This is a genomic window from Agrobacterium radiobacter (genome assembly GCF_040801995.1).
In the GTDB taxonomy this organism is placed as follows: Bacteria; Pseudomonadota; Alphaproteobacteria; order Rhizobiales; family Rhizobiaceae; genus Agrobacterium; species Agrobacterium radiobacter.
Map to the genome: position 1 here is coordinate 1,450,190 of NZ_JBEGHX010000002.1, position 17,394 is coordinate 1,467,583.

General features: G+C 60.4%; 16 protein-coding genes. 14 read left to right on the top strand and 2 right to left on the bottom strand.

From position 1 onward, the window contains the following. Window position 1: 1 nt before the first annotated feature. Together MRBLRC7O_RS20485 and MRBLRC7O_RS20490 are read right to left on the bottom strand one after the other, a co-directional pair. Window positions 2–154, bottom strand: coding sequence for a hypothetical protein (locus MRBLRC7O_RS20485; protein WP_223565243.1), 153 nt, complete (start codon window positions 152–154; stop codon window positions 2–4). 427 nt (window positions 155–581) lie between these two features. Then, window positions 582–1,808, bottom strand: coding sequence for an MFS transporter (locus MRBLRC7O_RS20490; RefSeq protein WP_020813010.1), 1,227 nt, complete (start codon window positions 1,806–1,808; stop codon window positions 582–584). Between the two features lie 121 nt (window positions 1,809–1,929). Between MRBLRC7O_RS20490 and MRBLRC7O_RS20495 the strand changes: the two genes are divergently transcribed. The 14 genes from MRBLRC7O_RS20495 (at window position 1,930) to MRBLRC7O_RS20560 (ending at window position 17,373) form a co-directional block, all read left to right on the top strand. Beyond that, a complete protein-coding gene (locus MRBLRC7O_RS20495) occupies window positions 1,930–2,523 on the top strand; it encodes a TetR/AcrR family transcriptional regulator (protein ID WP_020813009.1) in 594 nt (197 codons plus the stop codon). 290 nt (window positions 2,524–2,813) lie between these two features. After that, window positions 2,814–4,568 carry an alkaline phosphatase gene (locus MRBLRC7O_RS20500; RefSeq protein WP_020813008.1) on the top strand — a complete coding sequence of 585 codons (1,755 nt, stop codon included), beginning with the start codon at window positions 2,814–2,816 and terminating at the stop codon, window positions 4,566–4,568. A gap of 115 nt (window positions 4,569–4,683) precedes the next feature. Next, window positions 4,684–5,148, top strand: coding sequence for a hypothetical protein (locus MRBLRC7O_RS20505; protein ID WP_003504497.1), 465 nt, complete (start codon window positions 4,684–4,686; stop codon window positions 5,146–5,148). Window positions 5,149–5,152: 4 nt separating this feature from the next. After that, the gene (locus tag MRBLRC7O_RS20510; protein ID WP_367727577.1) at window positions 5,153–5,842 is read left to right on the top strand and encodes an ABC transporter ATP-binding protein; all 690 of its coding nucleotides are present in this window, start codon (window positions 5,153–5,155) and stop codon (window positions 5,840–5,842) included. After that, a complete protein-coding gene (locus tag MRBLRC7O_RS20515) occupies window positions 5,839–7,272 on the top strand; it encodes an ABC transporter permease (protein ID WP_020813006.1) in 1,434 nt (477 codons plus the stop codon). Before MRBLRC7O_RS20510 ends, MRBLRC7O_RS20515 begins: the two co-directional genes overlap by 4 nt. 267 nt (window positions 7,273–7,539) lie before the next feature. Then, window positions 7,540–7,998, top strand: a complete 459-nt coding sequence (locus MRBLRC7O_RS20520; protein WP_020813005.1) for a DUF1801 domain-containing protein — start codon at window positions 7,540–7,542, stop codon at window positions 7,996–7,998. 260 nt (window positions 7,999–8,258) lie between these two features. Continuing rightward, the gene (locus MRBLRC7O_RS20525) at window positions 8,259–9,311 is read left to right on the top strand and encodes an NAD(P)-dependent alcohol dehydrogenase (RefSeq protein ID WP_020813004.1); all 1,053 of its coding nucleotides are present in this window, start codon (window positions 8,259–8,261) and stop codon (window positions 9,309–9,311) included. 373 nt (window positions 9,312–9,684) lie between these two features. Next, entirely contained in the window at window positions 9,685–10,569 is an 885-nt protein-coding gene (locus MRBLRC7O_RS20530) for an AraC family transcriptional regulator (RefSeq protein WP_003504503.1), read from the top strand. 97 nt (window positions 10,570–10,666) lie between these two features. Continuing rightward, on the top strand, window positions 10,667–11,578 hold the full coding sequence (locus tag MRBLRC7O_RS20535; RefSeq protein ID WP_020813002.1) for an ABC transporter substrate-binding protein: 912 nt from the start codon (window positions 10,667–10,669) through the stop codon (window positions 11,576–11,578). A gap of 69 nt (window positions 11,579–11,647) precedes the next feature. Then, the gene (locus tag MRBLRC7O_RS20540) at window positions 11,648–13,150 is read left to right on the top strand and encodes a sugar ABC transporter ATP-binding protein (RefSeq protein WP_020813001.1); all 1,503 of its coding nucleotides are present in this window, start codon (window positions 11,648–11,650) and stop codon (window positions 13,148–13,150) included. Then, window positions 13,140–14,117: an ABC transporter permease gene (locus MRBLRC7O_RS20545; protein WP_020813000.1), complete on the top strand. Its 978-nt coding sequence runs from the start codon at window positions 13,140–13,142 to the stop codon at window positions 14,115–14,117. Before MRBLRC7O_RS20540 ends, MRBLRC7O_RS20545 begins: the two co-directional genes overlap by 11 nt. A gap of 39 nt (window positions 14,118–14,156) precedes the next feature. Beyond that, on the top strand, window positions 14,157–14,888 hold the full coding sequence (locus MRBLRC7O_RS20550) for an SDR family oxidoreductase (RefSeq protein WP_003504511.1): 732 nt from the start codon (window positions 14,157–14,159) through the stop codon (window positions 14,886–14,888). 91 nt (window positions 14,889–14,979) lie between these two features. Further along, entirely contained in the window at window positions 14,980–16,590 is a 1,611-nt protein-coding gene (locus MRBLRC7O_RS20555; RefSeq protein WP_020812999.1) for an FGGY-family carbohydrate kinase, read from the top strand. Between the two features lie 57 nt (window positions 16,591–16,647). Continuing rightward, the gene (locus MRBLRC7O_RS20560; RefSeq protein WP_003504515.1) at window positions 16,648–17,373 is read left to right on the top strand and encodes an SDR family oxidoreductase; all 726 of its coding nucleotides are present in this window, start codon (window positions 16,648–16,650) and stop codon (window positions 17,371–17,373) included. Window positions 17,374–17,394 lie beyond the last annotated feature (21 nt).

Genomic DNA, 17,394 nt, shown 5'->3' on the forward strand with positions numbered 1-17,394 from the left:
GTCAGTGGTTCGTCGTCATGTCGTCCCGCCAGTAGCAGGCGTTGAGATAACGTTTTTTGGACAGGACGGATAATTTGTCCCGAAAGCCCTGCCATTGGGAGAATGCATTGGCGAGCCACAGGAAATAATCATTGGTGGAAGCGGCTGTCTCCATTGCCGCATCGCAAACGCATTCAACAAATTTTGCGGAAGACACGGCCGAGCGCGGCAGCCAGTATATTTTTATTCCCGAAGGTGCGGCGATGTCATATCGGCAATTCTCGGCCCGGAGGAAGATATGGCCCACGGCATTTTCGCGCAGGTTCTCGCAGATGCGGGCGGCAAGGCCGCTTCATCTCCGGCCAGCAGATAGTGTCGAACGATGCAGCAGTCGGTGCCGAATTCGAGAATATGCGAAGCGACGGCGTCGATAAGCAGGATCGCCCCGCAGGCATGATATCATCGGCCATCAATGTTGCCGGTATCATGCTTGCGGGGCGACAGCAAAGTAAAACAATCGCTGTACTATAGATTGGTCTGTGACCTTTCCTGCGCAAATATCAATTACCGCGATGAATGAGGCAGACTACGAGTAAAGGTTGTTATTCGGCGGGCTGCGCCACGGCCTCTATGCCGGATCTTTCGCGATCTCCGGAGAGGCTGCGCTGACCGAGCGTGATGATGGCAACGGTCGAAAGGCTTGCGGCGACTGACACCCAGAAACCGTTATCCGGGCCGAAATTATCGATGACCCAGCCGGAGAGAAATGCCCCGAGCGCCATGCCGATACCGATGCCGGTCATCACCCAGGTCACGCCTTCCGTCAGCATCGATTCAGGCACACGGCGCTCGATCAGGCCGAATGAGGTGATGAAGATCGGAGAGATTGCAACGCCGCTGAGGAAAACGGCAAAAGCCAGAAGGGCGACAGAAGTGCTGGCGACAAGCAGCGGCAGAGCGGTGAGTGCAAGCACGCTGACGGCGATCAGCAGTTGGCGTTGCAGCGGCATTTTGGGATTGAGCGCGCCGAGAATGAGGCCGACCACGAAGGACCCGATGGCATAGACGCCGATGACGAGGCTGGCGGCTTCCGGTTGGCCAAGTTCCTTGGTGATTGCGACGGCACTTACCTCGGCAGTGGCGAAAGTGGAGCCGACAAAGATCAGCGCAAGCGTGATGATCTGGACCGGACGCAGGGAGATGGCCGAACGCTGCCGGCGACCGCTTTCAACCGGGCGTACCTTGGGCTCGGTCGAACGTTGCAGAAGGAAAGCGAAGGTGCCGAGCGCCAGGAAGGTGGTGCTGATCATCATGCCCGCTTCCGGAAAGAGCGAGACTGCCAGGCCGACGGAAAGCGAGGCGCCTGAAATGTAGACGAGTTCGTCGGCGGCGGATTCAAAGGCGAATGCGGTGTTCAGTTCCGGCCGGTCGCGGAAGATTTCCGTCCAGCGGGCGCGCATCATGGCCGGAATGCTCGGCATGGCAGCGGCGAGGAAGGCGGAAAGGAACAGCGTCCAGGCCGGCCATTTCTGGTTTGTCGCGATAATCAGCGCCGCAAAGGCGATGACCGAGACGATGGTGGCGGGGATGAGGACCTTGCTCTGCCCCTTGCGATCCACCAGCCGGGAGATTTGTGGGGAGACGGCGGCATTGGTCAGCGCAAAGGTTGCGGAGACGGCGCCGGCCAGCCAATATTCGCCATGGGTTTGCGAAAGCATGGCGACGATGCCGATCGGGGCCATGGCAATGGGAAGGCGGGCGAAGAAACCGGCGGCGGAAAAGCCTTTTGCGCCTGGAGCCCGGAAAATTTCTCTGTATGGATTAGCCATCGGGATGCACCTTGTTCAGAGGGTGTCCACCACATACATACGTGGCGTATGTGAATGAGATAATTGCATACGGCGCGTATGTCAACTAATATACGCGTCGTATGTGGAAAATGGAGAAAAAATGCGCAAACCTCGCAGTGAAATGATTGCCGAGACGCGGACGAAGCTTCTGGCTGCCGGCCGCAAGGCCTTTGGCAGCATCGGTTATGCGGAAGCGTCGATGGATGACTTCACCGCCGAGGCCGGTCTCACCCGCGGCGCGCTCTATCACCATTTTGGCGACAAAAAAGGCCTGCTGTTGGCGGTGGTGGCCGAAATCGATGCGGAAATGACGAAGAGGCTCTGTGACATCTCCTCGAGGGCCGAGTCCCGGTGGGAAGGTTTTGTCGAGGAGAATCTCGGCTATGTGCGCATGGCTCTCGAACCGGAAATCCAGCGGATCATGTTTCGTGACGGGCCGGCGGTGCTCGGCGATCCGTCGCGCTGGCCAAATGCAAACGGCTGCATCTCGGCAGTCGCGCGAAGCCTCGATGCCCTGAAGGAAGAAGGCACCATCGGCGATATCGATGCGGAGGCATGCGCCCGCTTCATCAACGCGGCAAGCAGCGCCGCCGCTCAGTGGATCGCCAATTCCGACGACCCCGAAATGACCTCGAAACGGGCCGTGGGCAGCTTCCGGGCCTTTCTGGAGGGATTGCGGATCAGGAAAGACTGAACCGGGCTTTACACGGTTGCCCATGCGCGCCGGGCAGCCCGATCATTCGGCCCCGCAGCATCTCTGCATACGCCCGACAATTTCGTCGAGGCTCGATATCCGCTGGCCCCCTCGGAGAGAAACGCATCATAGAGGGTTGCCGCGCCGCGCGGCGACCGGAGGAGGACGGCGTGCTGAAACCGTCCCCCGCGAATTTCCCATGAGCCCGGATATGCTGCCTGCAAGTCATGCAACTGTCATATCGCGGGTCTAGGAGAAAGTGTGGTTTTCACACGTTTCGCGAGGGGAATATGCGCAAAATCGTTGCTGCTTTGGTCGCCACGACCTTTCTTGCCGGCGCCGTCCAGGCTGCCGAGGTTTATCCGCTTGATCGTGCTACGATCCTGACCGGTTCGCCGTTCGATTTCAAAGTCGAGTTCGCTTCCGTCGTAAAGCCGGAAGACGTCAAGATCACCGTCAACGGCCAGGATTACAAGGCCGCTCTCGGCAAGGATGCCGAGTTCGTCGCCGAAGAAAAGAACAAGGACAAGGTCCTTGGATCGGCCGTCATCCTGCGTGGGGTCACGCTCGCCAGCGCCGGTGACTACAAGGTCGAAGTTTCTGCCGGTTCCGAAACCAAGGCGATCACCTGGACCGTTTATGGCACGCCGGCCCAGGCAAAAGCCAAGAACGTCATCTTCCTGATCGCCGACGGCCTGTCCGTCGCTCACCGCACTGCTGCCCGCATCATGTCCAAGGGCATGACCGAGGGTAAGGCCAATGGCCGCCTCAACATGGATGATGTGCCGCCGGTCGCCTTCATCGGCACCTCCGCCACCGACGCCGTCGCCACCGACAGCGCCAACACCATGTCAGCCTACATGACCGGTCACAAGACCGCCGTGAACGCCATTGGCGTTTATGCCGACCGCACCCCGGCCTCGCTCGACGATCCGAAGGTCGAAACGATCGCGGAAGCCCTGCGCCGCCAGACCAAGAAGTCGATCGGCATCATCTCAACCGCCGAACTGCAGGACGCCACGCCGGCTGCCGTCGTTGCCCACACCCGCAAGCGCGGCGACAAGGCCGACATCAACGGCATGCTGTTCGACGTGAAGCCGGATGTCCTCCTCGGCGGCGGCTCCGCTTATTTCCTGCCGCAGGCGACGGCGGGTTCCAAGCGCAAGGATGACAAGGACTATATCGCTTTGTTCAAGGAAGCTGGCTACACGCTGGCGACCAGCAAGGCGGAACTCGCCACGGCCGCCGGCACCAACACCGGCAAGATCCTCGGCCTGTTCCACACCGGCAACATGGACACAGCGCTCGACCGCGAGTTCCTCAAGAAGGGCACCACGGCGAAGTTCCCGGATCAGCCGGGCCTCGTTGAAATGACCAAGGTTGCGCTCGGCGAACTGTCGAAGAACCCGGACGGCTTCTTCCTGATGGTCGAAGCTGCCAACGTCGACAAGATGTCCCATCCGCTTGACTGGGATCGCGCTGTCGTCGACACGATCGAATTCGACAAGGCCGTCGGTGTCGCCCGTGAATTCGCCGCGAAGAACCCCGATACGCTGATCGTCGTCACCGGCGACCATACGCATGGCGTTTCCATCATCGGCACCGTCGATGATGACAAGCCGGGTACCGAAATGCGCGAAAAGGTCGGCACCTATGCCGAGGCCGGCTTCCCGAACTATGAAGACAAGGACGGTGACGGTTATCCTGATAAGGTCGACGTTTCCCGTCGTCTGTTCCTGAACGCCAATAACGGTCCTGACCATTACGAGACCTTCCGTCCGAAGCTTGATGGCCCGTTCACACCGGCCGTCCAGAACGAAAAGAAGGAATATGTCGCCAACGAGCAGTACAAGGACGTTCCCGGTGCTGTGTTCGTACCCGGCATCATTCCGAAAAGCTCGGATAGCGGCGTCCACGCGGTGGATGATGTCGTTCTGCAGGCTGAAGGCCCCGGCGCCGAAGGCTTCCGTGGCTACATGGAACAGAGCGACGTCTACAAGGGTCTCGCCGAAGCTTTCGCACTTGGCGCCAAGCAGACCAACTAAGATATGAATGTTGTGAGGGCACGCCGCTATCGCGTGCCCTCACAATAGTTTCAGGTCTTTCATCGTCCATTCTGACGAGGGACGATGGCAGACCTTTTCAAGAAGGAGAATGGTCATGAGCAAGGCTGATCGGGCGCACTTCAACCGTCGTCAGACCCTGGGTCTCATTGCCGGTCTGCCGCTGCTGGCCGCCGGCACGCGCGCGCAGGCGAACAGCGACATCACCTTCGACGAACTCTATGGCAAGGTTAGCGTCCTCGGGCTGGAGTTTTCCGAAAAGGTCAAGCAGTTGAACGGCAAGGAGATCGCCATGCGTGGTTTCATGGCGCCGCCGCTGAAGGCCGAAGCGCAGTTTTTCGTGCTGACCGAAATCCCCATGTCGATCTGCCCCTTCTGCTCCACGGATGCAGATTGGCCGGACAACATCGTCGTCGTTTATCTCGGCGAAAAACAGACTTTTACCCAGCCGAGCCAGACAATCGAAGTGCGCGGCACGCTGGAAACGGGTTCCTGGACCGATCCGGATACCGGCTTTGTCAGCCTGCTGCGCATCCGCCAGGCAGAATACGCGACGGTTTGAGACCATGCTGTCCCTGAAGATAGATGATCTTGCCGTATCCTTTCCCGGTTTGTCAGCGCCGGTTCTCGTTCTCGACGGTCTGGAAATCGCTGCCGGTAGCCGCGTTGCGCTGACGGGTGGTTCCGGCTCGGGCAAAAGCACCCTCATCAACATCATCGCCGGCCTTGAGCGTGTTCAGGCCGGCCGCGTTGTCTGGGGGGAAGAGAACATTGCGGATTTGCCCGAGGGCCGTCGCGACCGCTGGCGGGCCGCCAATATCGGCCTCGTCATGCAGGAGTTTCATCTTTTTCCCGGCTTCTCCGCGCTGGATAATATCCTGCTGCCCGCCCGCCTGTCGCGTGCGGCAAATGCGGACCTCATGAAGCGCGCGGAATCCCTGTTTGCGACTGTCGGCCTCAAACGCCCGGGGCAGCACGTTGAGACCATGTCGCGCGGTGAAATGCAGCGTGTCGCTATCGCCCGTGCGCTGCTGCGCAGTCCCGGCGTTATCATTGCCGACGAACCGACCGCAAGCCTCGATCTCGAAAGCGGCGAGGCTGTCGGTGATCTCCTGCTTTCCGTTGCGGCCAGCACCGGCAGCACGCTTATCGTCGCCAGCCATGACCAGCATCTTATCGGCCGCCTCGACCGGCGTCTCACCCTCAGCGGCGGCCGTATCGTCGCCGATACCGAGCGGAAGGAGATTGCGGCATGATCGGTTTCATCCTTGCCGACCTGCGCCGTCTTTGGCTGGGTGGCATCGTCGTGGTTCTCCTGGTTGCGCTTGCCACCGCGCTTGGCGTTGCGGTCACGCTGCAGGAGCGTTCGCTGCGTCTCGGCAGCGCCCGTGCCGCCGATAAATTCGATCTCGTTATCGGCGCGGCCGGCAGCGAAACCCAGTTGATCCTTTCCTCCATTTTTCTGCAGGCCGCACCGCTGCCGCTTGTGGACGGCGCTGTTCTGACGAAGCTCGCCGCCGATCCGCGCGTTGCCTGGGCGGCACCTGTCGGGTTTGGCGATTCCTTTGCCGGATACCCGATAGTCGGCACGACGATGAGCCTCGTCAGCAACACGACATCAGGTTTTGCCGAGGGCAGGATGTTCGCGCTGGAAGGCGAAGCCATACTCGGGGCTGCCGTCGATCTGTCTCTCGCTGCTGAGATCAAGCCGATGCACGGCACCGCCGAGACCGGCGGCCACACCCATACCGAGATCGCCTATAAAGTCGTTGGCAAATTGCAGCCCACCGGCACGCCCTGGGATCGCGCCATTCTCGTGCCGATACAGGCCGTGTGGCACGTCCATGGTCTCGGTCATGATCATGGCCATGATGAAGGGCATGAGGATGGCCATGCGGGCGCGCATGATGAAGAACATCACCACGGGGACGGTCACGATCACGCCCATGAAGGCGAAGAACATCACGAAGATGGTGATACGCATGCCGAAGGCGAGGCGGATCATGCCGAAGCCGCTGTTCAGCTGGTGGTCTCGCAGCGACAAAAGCATGCTTTGGCCCTCGGCCCAGCCACTTCGGCGCATGTGGAGTCTGACCATCAAGGCGGCATCGATGCGGATGCGCCAATCGTGGAGACTTTCGGCGAGGGCACGCCCGGCCTGCCGGCCATTCTCGTCAAGCCCAAAACGATCGCCGACGCCTATCGCCTGCGGCAGGAATACCGGACCGGTAATACGCTTGGCGTTTTCCCGGGCGAAGTTCTGACGGGTCTCTATGCGACGCTCGGCGATGCCAAGATGGTGCTGAGCGCGGTTGCCGCCGGTTCGCAGGGGTTGGTGGCGGCGGCGCTGGTGCTGGTGACGGTGATCCATGTCGGGCAACGACGCAGGCAGATCGGCGCATTGCGGGCATTCGGCGCGCCGCGCGGCTCGGTATTCGCCATCGTCTGGCTGGAGCTTTTTTTACTGGTGGTGCTCGGTGTCGGCATCGGTTTTCTGGTCGGATTGGGCGCTGCCCATATCGGCGCACAACTCTTTACCGCAAAAAGCGGCGTCATCCTGCCGGTTGGCTTCACCCGCGAAGATTTGCGTCTTGCACTGTTCCTGCTGGGCTTTGCCGCGGTTCTTTCGGCGATACCGGCTTTGCTCGCCTATCGTCAGTCTCCAGCCGCCGCCCTCCGCGCCTAGGCCTCGGGCAGGGTGCCGCAGCCTGCGCTTTTTTTGGATTGATCGAATGGCGTGCAAGTCCGGGCGATTGGCACGGTCTAGTTCGTCAGCGTTTTGATAGCCACGCCGACACATCGACGCTTCGGCCTCAAATATGCTCTCCAAGGCGTAAAGCATGAGCACGCACATAAAATATAGTTTTTTTACTGTGGCCGCTTTTTATGGCAGGCTTGCATCGAGGCTTGGGAAAAAAAAGCAGGAGCCGCGTAATACCGGGAGGGAACCGAGATGGTCGAAAAGAAGCCGGGTAAATCTGCCGAAATCGCGCAAACCGAGCCGTACGCTGCTGCGCCGACACTTCTTTCGGGCGGCAATCCGCAGATTGCCAAGGGATATGGCGACGGCCCGGTGCAGGCCTATATTGCCGCCATGCCGGGTTGGAAAAGTCCGGTCGGAGCACGTATCGATGCGCTGATCGAAAGCCTCGTGCCCGGTGTGCGTAAGGCCGTGAAGTGGAATTCGCCCTTTTACGGCATGGAAGACGATGTCTGGTTTCTCAGCCTTCACTGTTTTACGAAATATATCAAAGTGACCTTTCTCAACGGCGTATCTTTACAACCCTTGCCACCCGGCACCTCCAAACATCCGAAGGTTCGTTACCTCGATATCCATGAGGGTGCGTTTGATGAAACGCAGTTTGCCGACTGGGTGCGGCAGGCGAGCGCCTTGCCCGGCGAAAAAATGTGAGCGATTTGGTTCGCCGGCTCGGCAGGCTTGGGAGCGGGTGAAGATCGCGGAATGCGGCGGCGAATCATGCCGTCTTTCCTCACCTTCAAAGGCCGCGCCGCACTGGGGATGATGAGAAATTGCAGGCTCCTCGATACAGTTTTTCCGTCGCGAAGAAAAACCGGCCGATCCGGCCGATTTCTGTTTACTTTTGCCGATGTTGCACGCCATCACGCTTGCTGAACTCGCTGCCAGGCGTATCGCAAACCACGGAGGATGAGATGAAGGCACTGGTGCTGGAAGAAAAAGGCAAGCTCTCGCTCAGGGATTTTGATATTCCCGGTGGAGCAGGATCCGGTGAACTCGGGCCGAAGGATGTGCTTATCCGCACCCATACGGTCGGCATCTGCGGCTCTGATGTCCATTATTATACCCATGGCAAGATCGGTCATTTCGTCGTCAATGCGCCCATGGTGCTCGGGCACGAAGCGTCTGGAACGGTGATCGAAACCGGTGCCGAGGTAACACACCTGAAGGCTGGTGATCGCGTCTGCATGGAGCCCGGCATTCCCGATCCGACATCGCGCGCCGCAAAGCTCGGCATCTATAATGTCGATCCGGCTGTCCGCTTCTGGGCGACGCCGCCGATCCATGGCTGCCTGACGCCTGAGGTCATTCATCCTGCCGCCTTCACCTACAAGCTGCCCGAAAACGTGTCCTTTGCCGAAGGCGCCATGGTCGAACCCTTCGCCATCGGCATGCAGGCGGCGCTGCGGGCGCGTATCCAGCCGGGCGATATCGCCGTGGTAACGGGTGCAGGTCCGATCGGCATGATGGTGGCGCTCGCAGCACTTGCCGGCGGTTGCGCGAAGGTCATCGTTGCCGATCTTGCCCAGCCGAAGCTCGATATCATCGGCTCCTATGATGGCATCGAAACCGTCAACATTCGCGAACGCAATCTCGCAGAGGCCGTTTCGGCTGCGACCGACGGCTGGGGTTGCGATGTCGTCTTCGAATGCTCGGGCGCCGCACCCGCCGTGCTTGGCATGGCGAAGCTGGCGCGGCCGGGCGGTGCGATCGTGCTGGTCGGCATGCCCGTCGATCCGGTTCCGGTCGATATTGTCGGCCTGCAGGCCAAGGAACTTCGGGTGGAGACGGTTTTCCGCTATGCCAACGTCTATGACCGCGCCGTGGCGCTCATCGCGTCCGGCAAGGTGGACCTGAAGCCGCTGATTTCCGCGACCATCCCCTTCGAAGATAGCATCGCCGGTTTCGACCGTGCGGTGGAAGCGCGGGAAACGGATGTGAAACTGCAGATCGTGATGCCGCAGTAACGAACGAAGCCAGCCGCTGATGATTGAGCGGCAGAGACGTTGCGGAAAAGTATGAGTGTAGCTTGCCGGCATCCGGCAGGCTACACGTCAAAATTTCAACGAAAATCGCTTCCGGTTGCGCATTGTTTGAGCGCATCACGCCAAATTGAGCGGAAAAATCGGCCCCATCGCCGCGTTTATGGTCAGCCCTTTCGGGCGACTCTTCAATTTTCGACAAAAAAGAGTCAAAAAAGTATCGGTAATTTCTTCGGCGTGATGTGGATGTACCGCAGCCGCCCGCCATATGCTCCTCATCAACGCCTGGGACGAGCCATAAAGAGGAAATGGCTCCTGTCCGCAAATACGGCGGACGCGACTGATGGGAGGAACCATGATGCAGCCCGATCTGGAACTGGTGCACATCCGCAAGGGCGAATCCTTCGCCGCCTGGCGGCATGGCTATCCGTTCCGCACCGTGCGCTGGCATTATCATCCCGAATACGAAATCCACCTCGTCGTCGCCACATCGGGCACGTTTTATATCGGTGATTTCGTCGGCCGCTTCGGCCCCGGTCAGCTCATCATGACCGGTCCCAATCTCCCCCAGAACTGGATCAGCGAGATCGAGCCGGACGAAATCGTGCCGACACGTTCCCTCGTGATCCAGTTTCCGGAGAGCTTTATCGAGGATGCCTGCACTTCCATGTCGGAAATGGACGTGGTGCGCGGCCTCCTGGATCGCAGCCGCCGCGGCATTCTTTTCGATGATGAGACGAGCGACCGCGTCCGCCCGCTGATCCTCCGGTTGATCGAAGCGCAGGGACTGACGCGTCTGGCGCTTTTCTGGGAAATTCTCGATCTCCTGGTCAATGCCCCGACATCGGAGGTGCTGGCGAGCCTTAGCTACGAGTTGGATCTGACCGGCATCGGCGACAGCGGCATCAACCGTGCTCTGTCGCATCTGCGCCAGCATCTGACCGAGCAGGTTGAGGAAATCGATCTCGCCGACATGGTGGGTCAGAGCCCGAGCGCCTTTTCCCGCGCCTTCAAGCGCCACACGGGAACGACGCTGGTGCGGTATCGCAATCAGTTACGCATCGATCTTGCCTGCCAGATGCTCCTGGCGGATCAGGATGTGAAGGTGGCGGAGGTCTGCTACGATGTGGGCTTTTCCAACCTTTCGAATTTCAACCGGCATTTCCTGAAACTGAAGGGAATGTCGCCGTCGAGGTTCCGAACCATATTCGCAGCCCAGAAGGCAGCGGTCATGGCGGAGTAAACCAGCGACACATCGCCGATTTTTACCAATTCGGGCAGAGGGCTGTCCGGAACCGGGCACCTGTTGCCCCAACTTTCCAAACGGGAGGAAAAGTGAGATGAAAATGAAATCCAAGTTTCTGATGGCGACAGCCGCAATTGCAATGATGGCCGCTCCGGCGCTGGCGCAGGAAAAGCTGAAGATCGGCATGACCTTCCAGGAACTGAACAACCCCTATTTCGTATCGATGCAGGAAGCCCTGAAGGAAGCCGCCGCAAGCATTGGCGCAGATGTCGTCGTCACCGATGCCGGCCACGATGTGGCAAAGCAGATTTCCGATGTTGAAGACATGCTTCAGCAGAAGATCGACATCCTGCTCCTGAACCCGACCGATAGCGCCGGCATCGAAGCCGCCGTTCACGCTGCCAAGGCTGCCGGCGTGACTGTCGTCGCCGTCGACGCCAACGCCAATGGCCCGGTCGACACCTTCGTCGGCTCGAAGAACCGCGACGCGGGTTACCAGTCGTGCAAATATCTCGGTGAAGCCCTCGGTGGTAAGGGTGAGGTTGCTATCCTCGACGGCATTCCGGTCGTGCCGATCCTGCAGCGCGTCGAAGGTTGCAAGGCGGCTCTTGCAGAATTCGCAGACATCAAGCTGGTCGACACGCAGAACGGCCGTCAGGACCGCTCCGTTGCTCTCGGCGTCGTCGAAAACATGATTCAGTCGCGTCCGAACCTCGCCGGTATCTTCTCGGTCAACGATGGCGGTGCGATGGGTGCACTCGCTGCGATCCAGGGTTCCGGCAAGGACATCAAGCTGACCTCGGTAGACGGTGCGCCGGAAGCGGTGAAGGCAATTGCCGACGGTGGCCCTTTCATCGAAACCACCGCGCAGTTCCCGCGTGACCAGGTTCGTGTCGGTCTTGCCATGGCGCTCGCCCAGAAGTGGGGCGCACGCGTCGTGCCGAAGGAAGTGCCGATCGACGTCATGGTTGTTGACAGCAAAAACGCCGGCGAGTTCAGCTGGTAAGAACTCCTCCCAGGTCCCGTCCCCGCTTCGTGCGGGGGCGGGGCAGTCCCGACCATCGAGGAGGGTGAAATGCTGGAACTGAATGGAATAAGAAAAAGCTTTGGCAAGATCGAAGTCCTGCGTGGCGTCGACCTTCAGGCGCGCGCCGGTGAGGTGCATGCGCTTCTAGGCGAAAACGGCGCCGGCAAGTCGACTTTGATGAAGATCCTGTGCGGCATTCTGCAGCCCTCGGAGGGGACGATCCGCATCGACGGCAAGGATCGCCGCTTCGCCAATTATGATGAGGCGATTGCCGCCGGCGTCGGCATCGTGTTTCAGGAATTCAGCCTGATCCCCTATCTCAATGCCGTGGAAAACATGTTCCTCGCCCGCGAAATCCGCGGGCCGCTGCGCCTTCTCAACAAGGGCGCGATGCGCAAGCGCGCGGCCGAGATCATGAGCCGGCTGGCCGTGGATGTGCCGCTCGACGTGCCGGTGCATCGTCTTTCCGTTGCCCAGCAGCAATTTGTCGAAATCGCCAAGGCGCTGTCGCTGGATGCCCGCATCCTTGTTCTTGACGAGCCGACCGCGACGCTCACCCCGTCTGAGACCGAGCACCTGTTCAAGGTCATGCGCGAGTTGCGTCGTCAGGGTGTGGCGATCATCTTCATTTCGCACCACCTTGAGGAAATATTCGAGATCTGCGACCGCATCACCGTTCTGCGCGATGGCGAACTGATCGGCTCCTGCCTGACGTCGGAGGTCGATAATGACCGTCTCGTCGAGATGATGGTCGGCCGACGCATCGAAGCCAATTTCCCGCCGAAGCCGCAGCTCGATCCTTCCGCCGAAAGCGTGATTGAAGTGGAAGAGCTGCAATTGAAGAAGGGCGGCCCCGTCTCGCGCTTTGCGCTGCGCAAGGGTGAAATCCTCGGCTTTGCCGGGCTTGTCGGTTCAGGCCGCACCGAAACGGTGCTGGCCATGCTCGGCGCGCATTCCGCATCGCGCCGCAAGATCAAGGTCGATGGCGTGGACACGCGTTTTTCCGGCCCCGACGAAGCGTTGATGCGCGGCATCGGCCTCTTGCCGGAAAGCCGCAAGGAAGAGGGGCTGATCACCAGCTTCTCCATCCTGCAGAATATTTCGCTGAACAATTACCGCAAATACCGCAAGGCGCACTGGTTCCTCGATCTCAAAAAGGAACTGGAGCACACGACGAAGGCCATGGCGCAGGTGCAGGTGAAGGCGCAGGGGCCTTTTGCCCGCGTCGACACGCTGTCCGGCGGCAACCAGCAGAAGATCGTCATCGCGCGCTGGCTGAACCATGACATGCGCGTGTTGATCTTCGACGAGCCGACACGCGGCATCGATGTCGGCGCGAAGGCGGAAATCTATTCGCTCATGCGTGAATTCGCCGCCAAGGGCCATTCGATCATCATGATCTCCTCGGAGCTGCCGGAAGTGATCGGCATGTCCGACAGGGTCTGCGTCTTCCGTTCCGGCGGCATCGTCGCCACGGTCGAGGGCGAAGACATCAATTCAGAAACAATAATGACAAACGCCACCACCGGGAGAGTTGAACATGTCGCTTGATGCAAACACCGGCACAGCCGCGAAAACGGGCGGTTTCAGTCTCGGCGCCATGTTGCGTTCGCCACTTGCTCTGCCTCTGGCAGGTCTCATCGTCGTATCGATCCTGATGGGGCTTGCGAGCGACAATTTCTTCAGCGTCAACAACATCATGAACGTGCTGCGGCAGGTTTCCGTCGTCGGCATTCTCGCCGTGGGCATGACCTTCGTCATCCTCACCGGCGGCATCGACCTATCGGTCGGTGCGGTCATGGCGCTTGTCGGCACGCTGTCGGCCGGCCTGATGGTGAATACCGGCCTGTCGCCCGCGGTTGCTTTGCCAGCTGGCCTGTTCATCGGTCTCGGCATCGGCATCTTCAACGGGGCGCTTGTCGCCTGGGGCAAGATGCCCGCCATTATCGTGACGCTTGCCACCATGGGCATGGCGCGCGGTCTCGGCCTCATCTATTCCGGCGGTTACCCGGTCAGCGGTATTCCGAGCTGGATTTCCTGGTTCGGCGTCGGCCGTATCGGCGTCGTTCCGGTGCCTGTCGTGATCATGGTGGTTATTTATGCCATCGCCTGGGTGCTGTTGCAGCGCACGGCTTTCGGCCGTCATGTCTATGCACTTGGCGGAAACGAGCTGGCGGCCCGTCTTTCGGGCGTGAAGACCCAGCGCGTCAAGCTTGCGGTCTATGGCATCTCGGGCGTCACGGCAGCTTTTGCCGCGCTCATCCTCACCGGCCGCTTGATGAGCGGTCAGCCCAATGCCGGTGTCGGCTTCGAACTGGACGCCATTGCGGCGGTCGTTCTCGGCGGCACGGCGATTGCAGGCGGCAGGGGTCTCATTCTCGGCACGCTCATCGGCGCGGTGCTGCTCGGTATCCTTAATAACGGCCTCAATCTGATGGGCATCAACCCCTATCTGCAGGATGTCATCAAGGGCGGCATCATCCTACTGGCCATCTATATCGGGCGCGAGTGGCGCTGAGCCGGCCCGGAAACATCTTCATAAACGCAGGAGAACTAAATGTCTGAATCGCTGCAAGGCAAGATCGCGGTCATCACCGGCGCCGCATCCGGCATCGGGCTTGCCACCACGGAAGCCCTCTTGGAACAGGGCGCGACCGTGGTCATGGTCGACTGGAACGAGAAAGCCTTGAATGATCTGGTGGCCAAGCTTGGCGACCGCGCCATCCCGCAGGTCACGAACCTGCTCGATGCCGACAGCTGCAACGCCATGATCCCGGAAATACTTGCGAAGGTCGATCATATCGACATTCTCTATTGCAACGCAGGCACCTATATCGGCGGCGATCTCACGGAGACGACGCCCGAAGCCATCGACAAGATGCTGAACCTCAACGTCAACGCCGTCATGAAGAACGTTCATGCCGTCGTGCCGCATATGTCCGAGCGCAAGACCGGCGATATCATTGTCACCTGCTCCATCGCCGGCCATTTCCCGACCTATTGGGAGCCGGTCTATTCGGGCTCGAAATGGGCGATCACCAGCTTCGTGCAGGGCATGCGCCGCCAGATGATCCCGCACGGCGTGCGAGTCGCGCAGGTTTCTCCCGGCCCGGTCGTTTCCGCACTTCTGGCCGATTGGCCGGAGGAAAACCTCCGCAAGGCCAAGGAATCGGGCAGCCTGATCGATGCGAGCGAAGTGGCCGATGCCGTCATCTACATGCTGACGCGCAAGCGCACCGTCACCATCCGCGACATGCTGGTCTTGCCGACCAACTTCGACCGCGTTTAAAAACTTCTGGAGCGGCGGGAAAACCGGAAACGGCCCCCGCCGCTTAAAATCTGTTCAAGTACCGGATGATCCGCTCCGAGGAGTATCGTAAATGGCTTCCTATCTTGTTGGCGTCGATGTCGGGACCGGCTCGGCGCGGGCCGGTGTCTTTGATGTCGCGGGCAAGCTTCTCGCCACCGCCAAGCGCCCGATCACCATGCACCGCGAAGATGGGGGCATTGCCGAACAATCGAGTGGTGAGGTGTGGCAGGCCGTTTGCGAAAGTGTGCGGGAAAGCGTGTCACGCGCCGGTATCAATCCGGCTGAGGTTGCCGGCATCGGTTTCGACGCGACCTGTTCGCTTGTCGTGCGTGGTGCTGATGACGAGACTTTGCCGGTCGGCGCTACCGATCATCCCGAACGTGATATCATCGTCTGGATGGATCACCGCGCGGTCGAACAGGCGGAGCGCATCAATGCGGGCGAGCATGCCGTCCTGAAATATGTCGGCGGGCGTATTTCCCCGGAAATGCAGACGCCGAAGCTGCTGTGGCTCAGCGAAAACAGGCCGGAAATCTACGCCCGGGCCGAGCACTTCTTCGACCTGACGGATTTTCTGACATGGAAGGCTTCCGGCGCGCTTGATCGCTCCGCCTGCACGGTCACCTGCAAATGGACCTATCTCGCCCATGAGAACCGTTGGGATGCGGACTATTTCACCCGCATCGGGCTTGGTGATCTCGCGGAGCAGGGCTTCCGCCGCATCGGTGAAAGCGTCGTTCACCCCGGCACGGCGCTGGGCAAGGGTCTCACCGAAGACGCTGCAAAAGCCATGGGGCTGGTTGCAGGCACCGCCGTTGCCGCAGGCCTGATTGACGCCCATGCCGGCGGCGTTGGCACGGTGGCAGCGGGTGGCGACGCCTCGCGATGCCTCGGTTATGTCTTCGGCACTTCCTCCTGCACCATGACCACCACAGCCGAGCCCGCCTTTGTGCCTGGCGTCTGGGGTCCCTATTATTCCGCCATGGTTCCCGGCGCATGGCTCAATGAAGGCGGTCAGTCCGCCGCCGGCGCGGCCATCGATTACCTGGTGCAATTGCACCCGGCCTCTGCCGAGGCGAAGGCGCTTGCCGAGAAGGATGGCAAAGCCTTGCCGGTCTGGCTTGCCGACCGCGCCCTCGGCCTTGCCGCTTCCGTTTCCGCCGCAGCTGAGATCGCCGAGGATTTTCATGTGGTGCCGGAATTTCTCGGTAACCGCGCGCCCTTCGCCGATCCGCATGCCCGCGCGGTCATTGCCGGTTACGGCATGGAGACGGGCGTGGATTCTCTCGTCGCGCTTTATGTGGCGGGGCTTCTCGGCCTCGGTTATGGGCTTCGCCAGATTATCGAGACGCAGGCCCGCAACGGCGCGCCTGTGGAAACGATCAGCGTCAGCGGTGGGGCGGGTGCTCATCCGCTTGCCCGGCAATTGCTGGCGGATGCGACCGGCCTTCCGGTTGAACTGACCGAATGCGAGGAGCCGGTGCTGCTCGGTTCGGCTATGCTGGGTGCCGTTGCTGCGGGAACCTATCCCGACCTCATCGCCGCCATGCCAGCGATGTCGCGTATCGCCAGCTGCGCGACACCCGATCCTGATTTTCAGAATGTTCATCAGGCGCGTTACGATGCGTTTCTGGCGCTACAGAATGCGGCGCGCGCCATTCGTTCCGCCAGCCATTCCTGAAACGCGTCACAAGCTTAGATCATCCGGCCGTATCGGCCGCAAAATAACGAGGATTCCATGCAGTTTTCCGGAAAATCCGTCATCATCACCGGCGCAGGAAAAGGTATCGGCCGCGCCTGTGCGCAGCTGATGGCCGCGCGCGGTGCGGAAGTGGTGGCGATCAGCCGCACGCAATCAGATCTCGACAGCCTGAAAAGCGAAATCGGCGGACGTTCGATCCGTGTCGATCTTGCCGATGTCGCCGCCACCCGCGCCGCCATGGCGGAAGCTGGCCCCTGCGATTTCCTGATCAACAGCGCCGGCATCAACGTGCTGGAAAGCGTGCTCGACATGAGCGATGCGGGTTATGAGGCCGTGCTGGGCATCAACCTGCGCGCGGCCCTCGTCACCTGCCAGGAATTTGCCCGCGCCCGCATCGCAAATGGCGGCGGTGGCGCCATCGTCAACATCACGTCTATCGCCGGCCATCGCGGTTTTCAGGATCACCTGTGTTATGCAGCGTCCAAGGCAGGGCTTGAAGGCGCAACACGCGTTCTCGCCAAGGAACTCGGCCCCCACGGTATCCGCGTCAACGCGGTTGCGCCGACCATCACGTTGACCGAACTCGCTGCCGAAGCCTGGAACGACCCCGCAAAGAGCCAGCCGATGATGGTTCGTCATCCGCTTAACCGTTTTGCCGAAGCGGAAGAGGTGGCGCAGAGCATCGCGCTGCTGCTCTCGGACGACAGCAAGATGATTTCCGGCGCCGTCTTGCCCGTCGATGGCGGTTTCCTCGCCGTTTGAGACAGGCAACGGCGGATATCA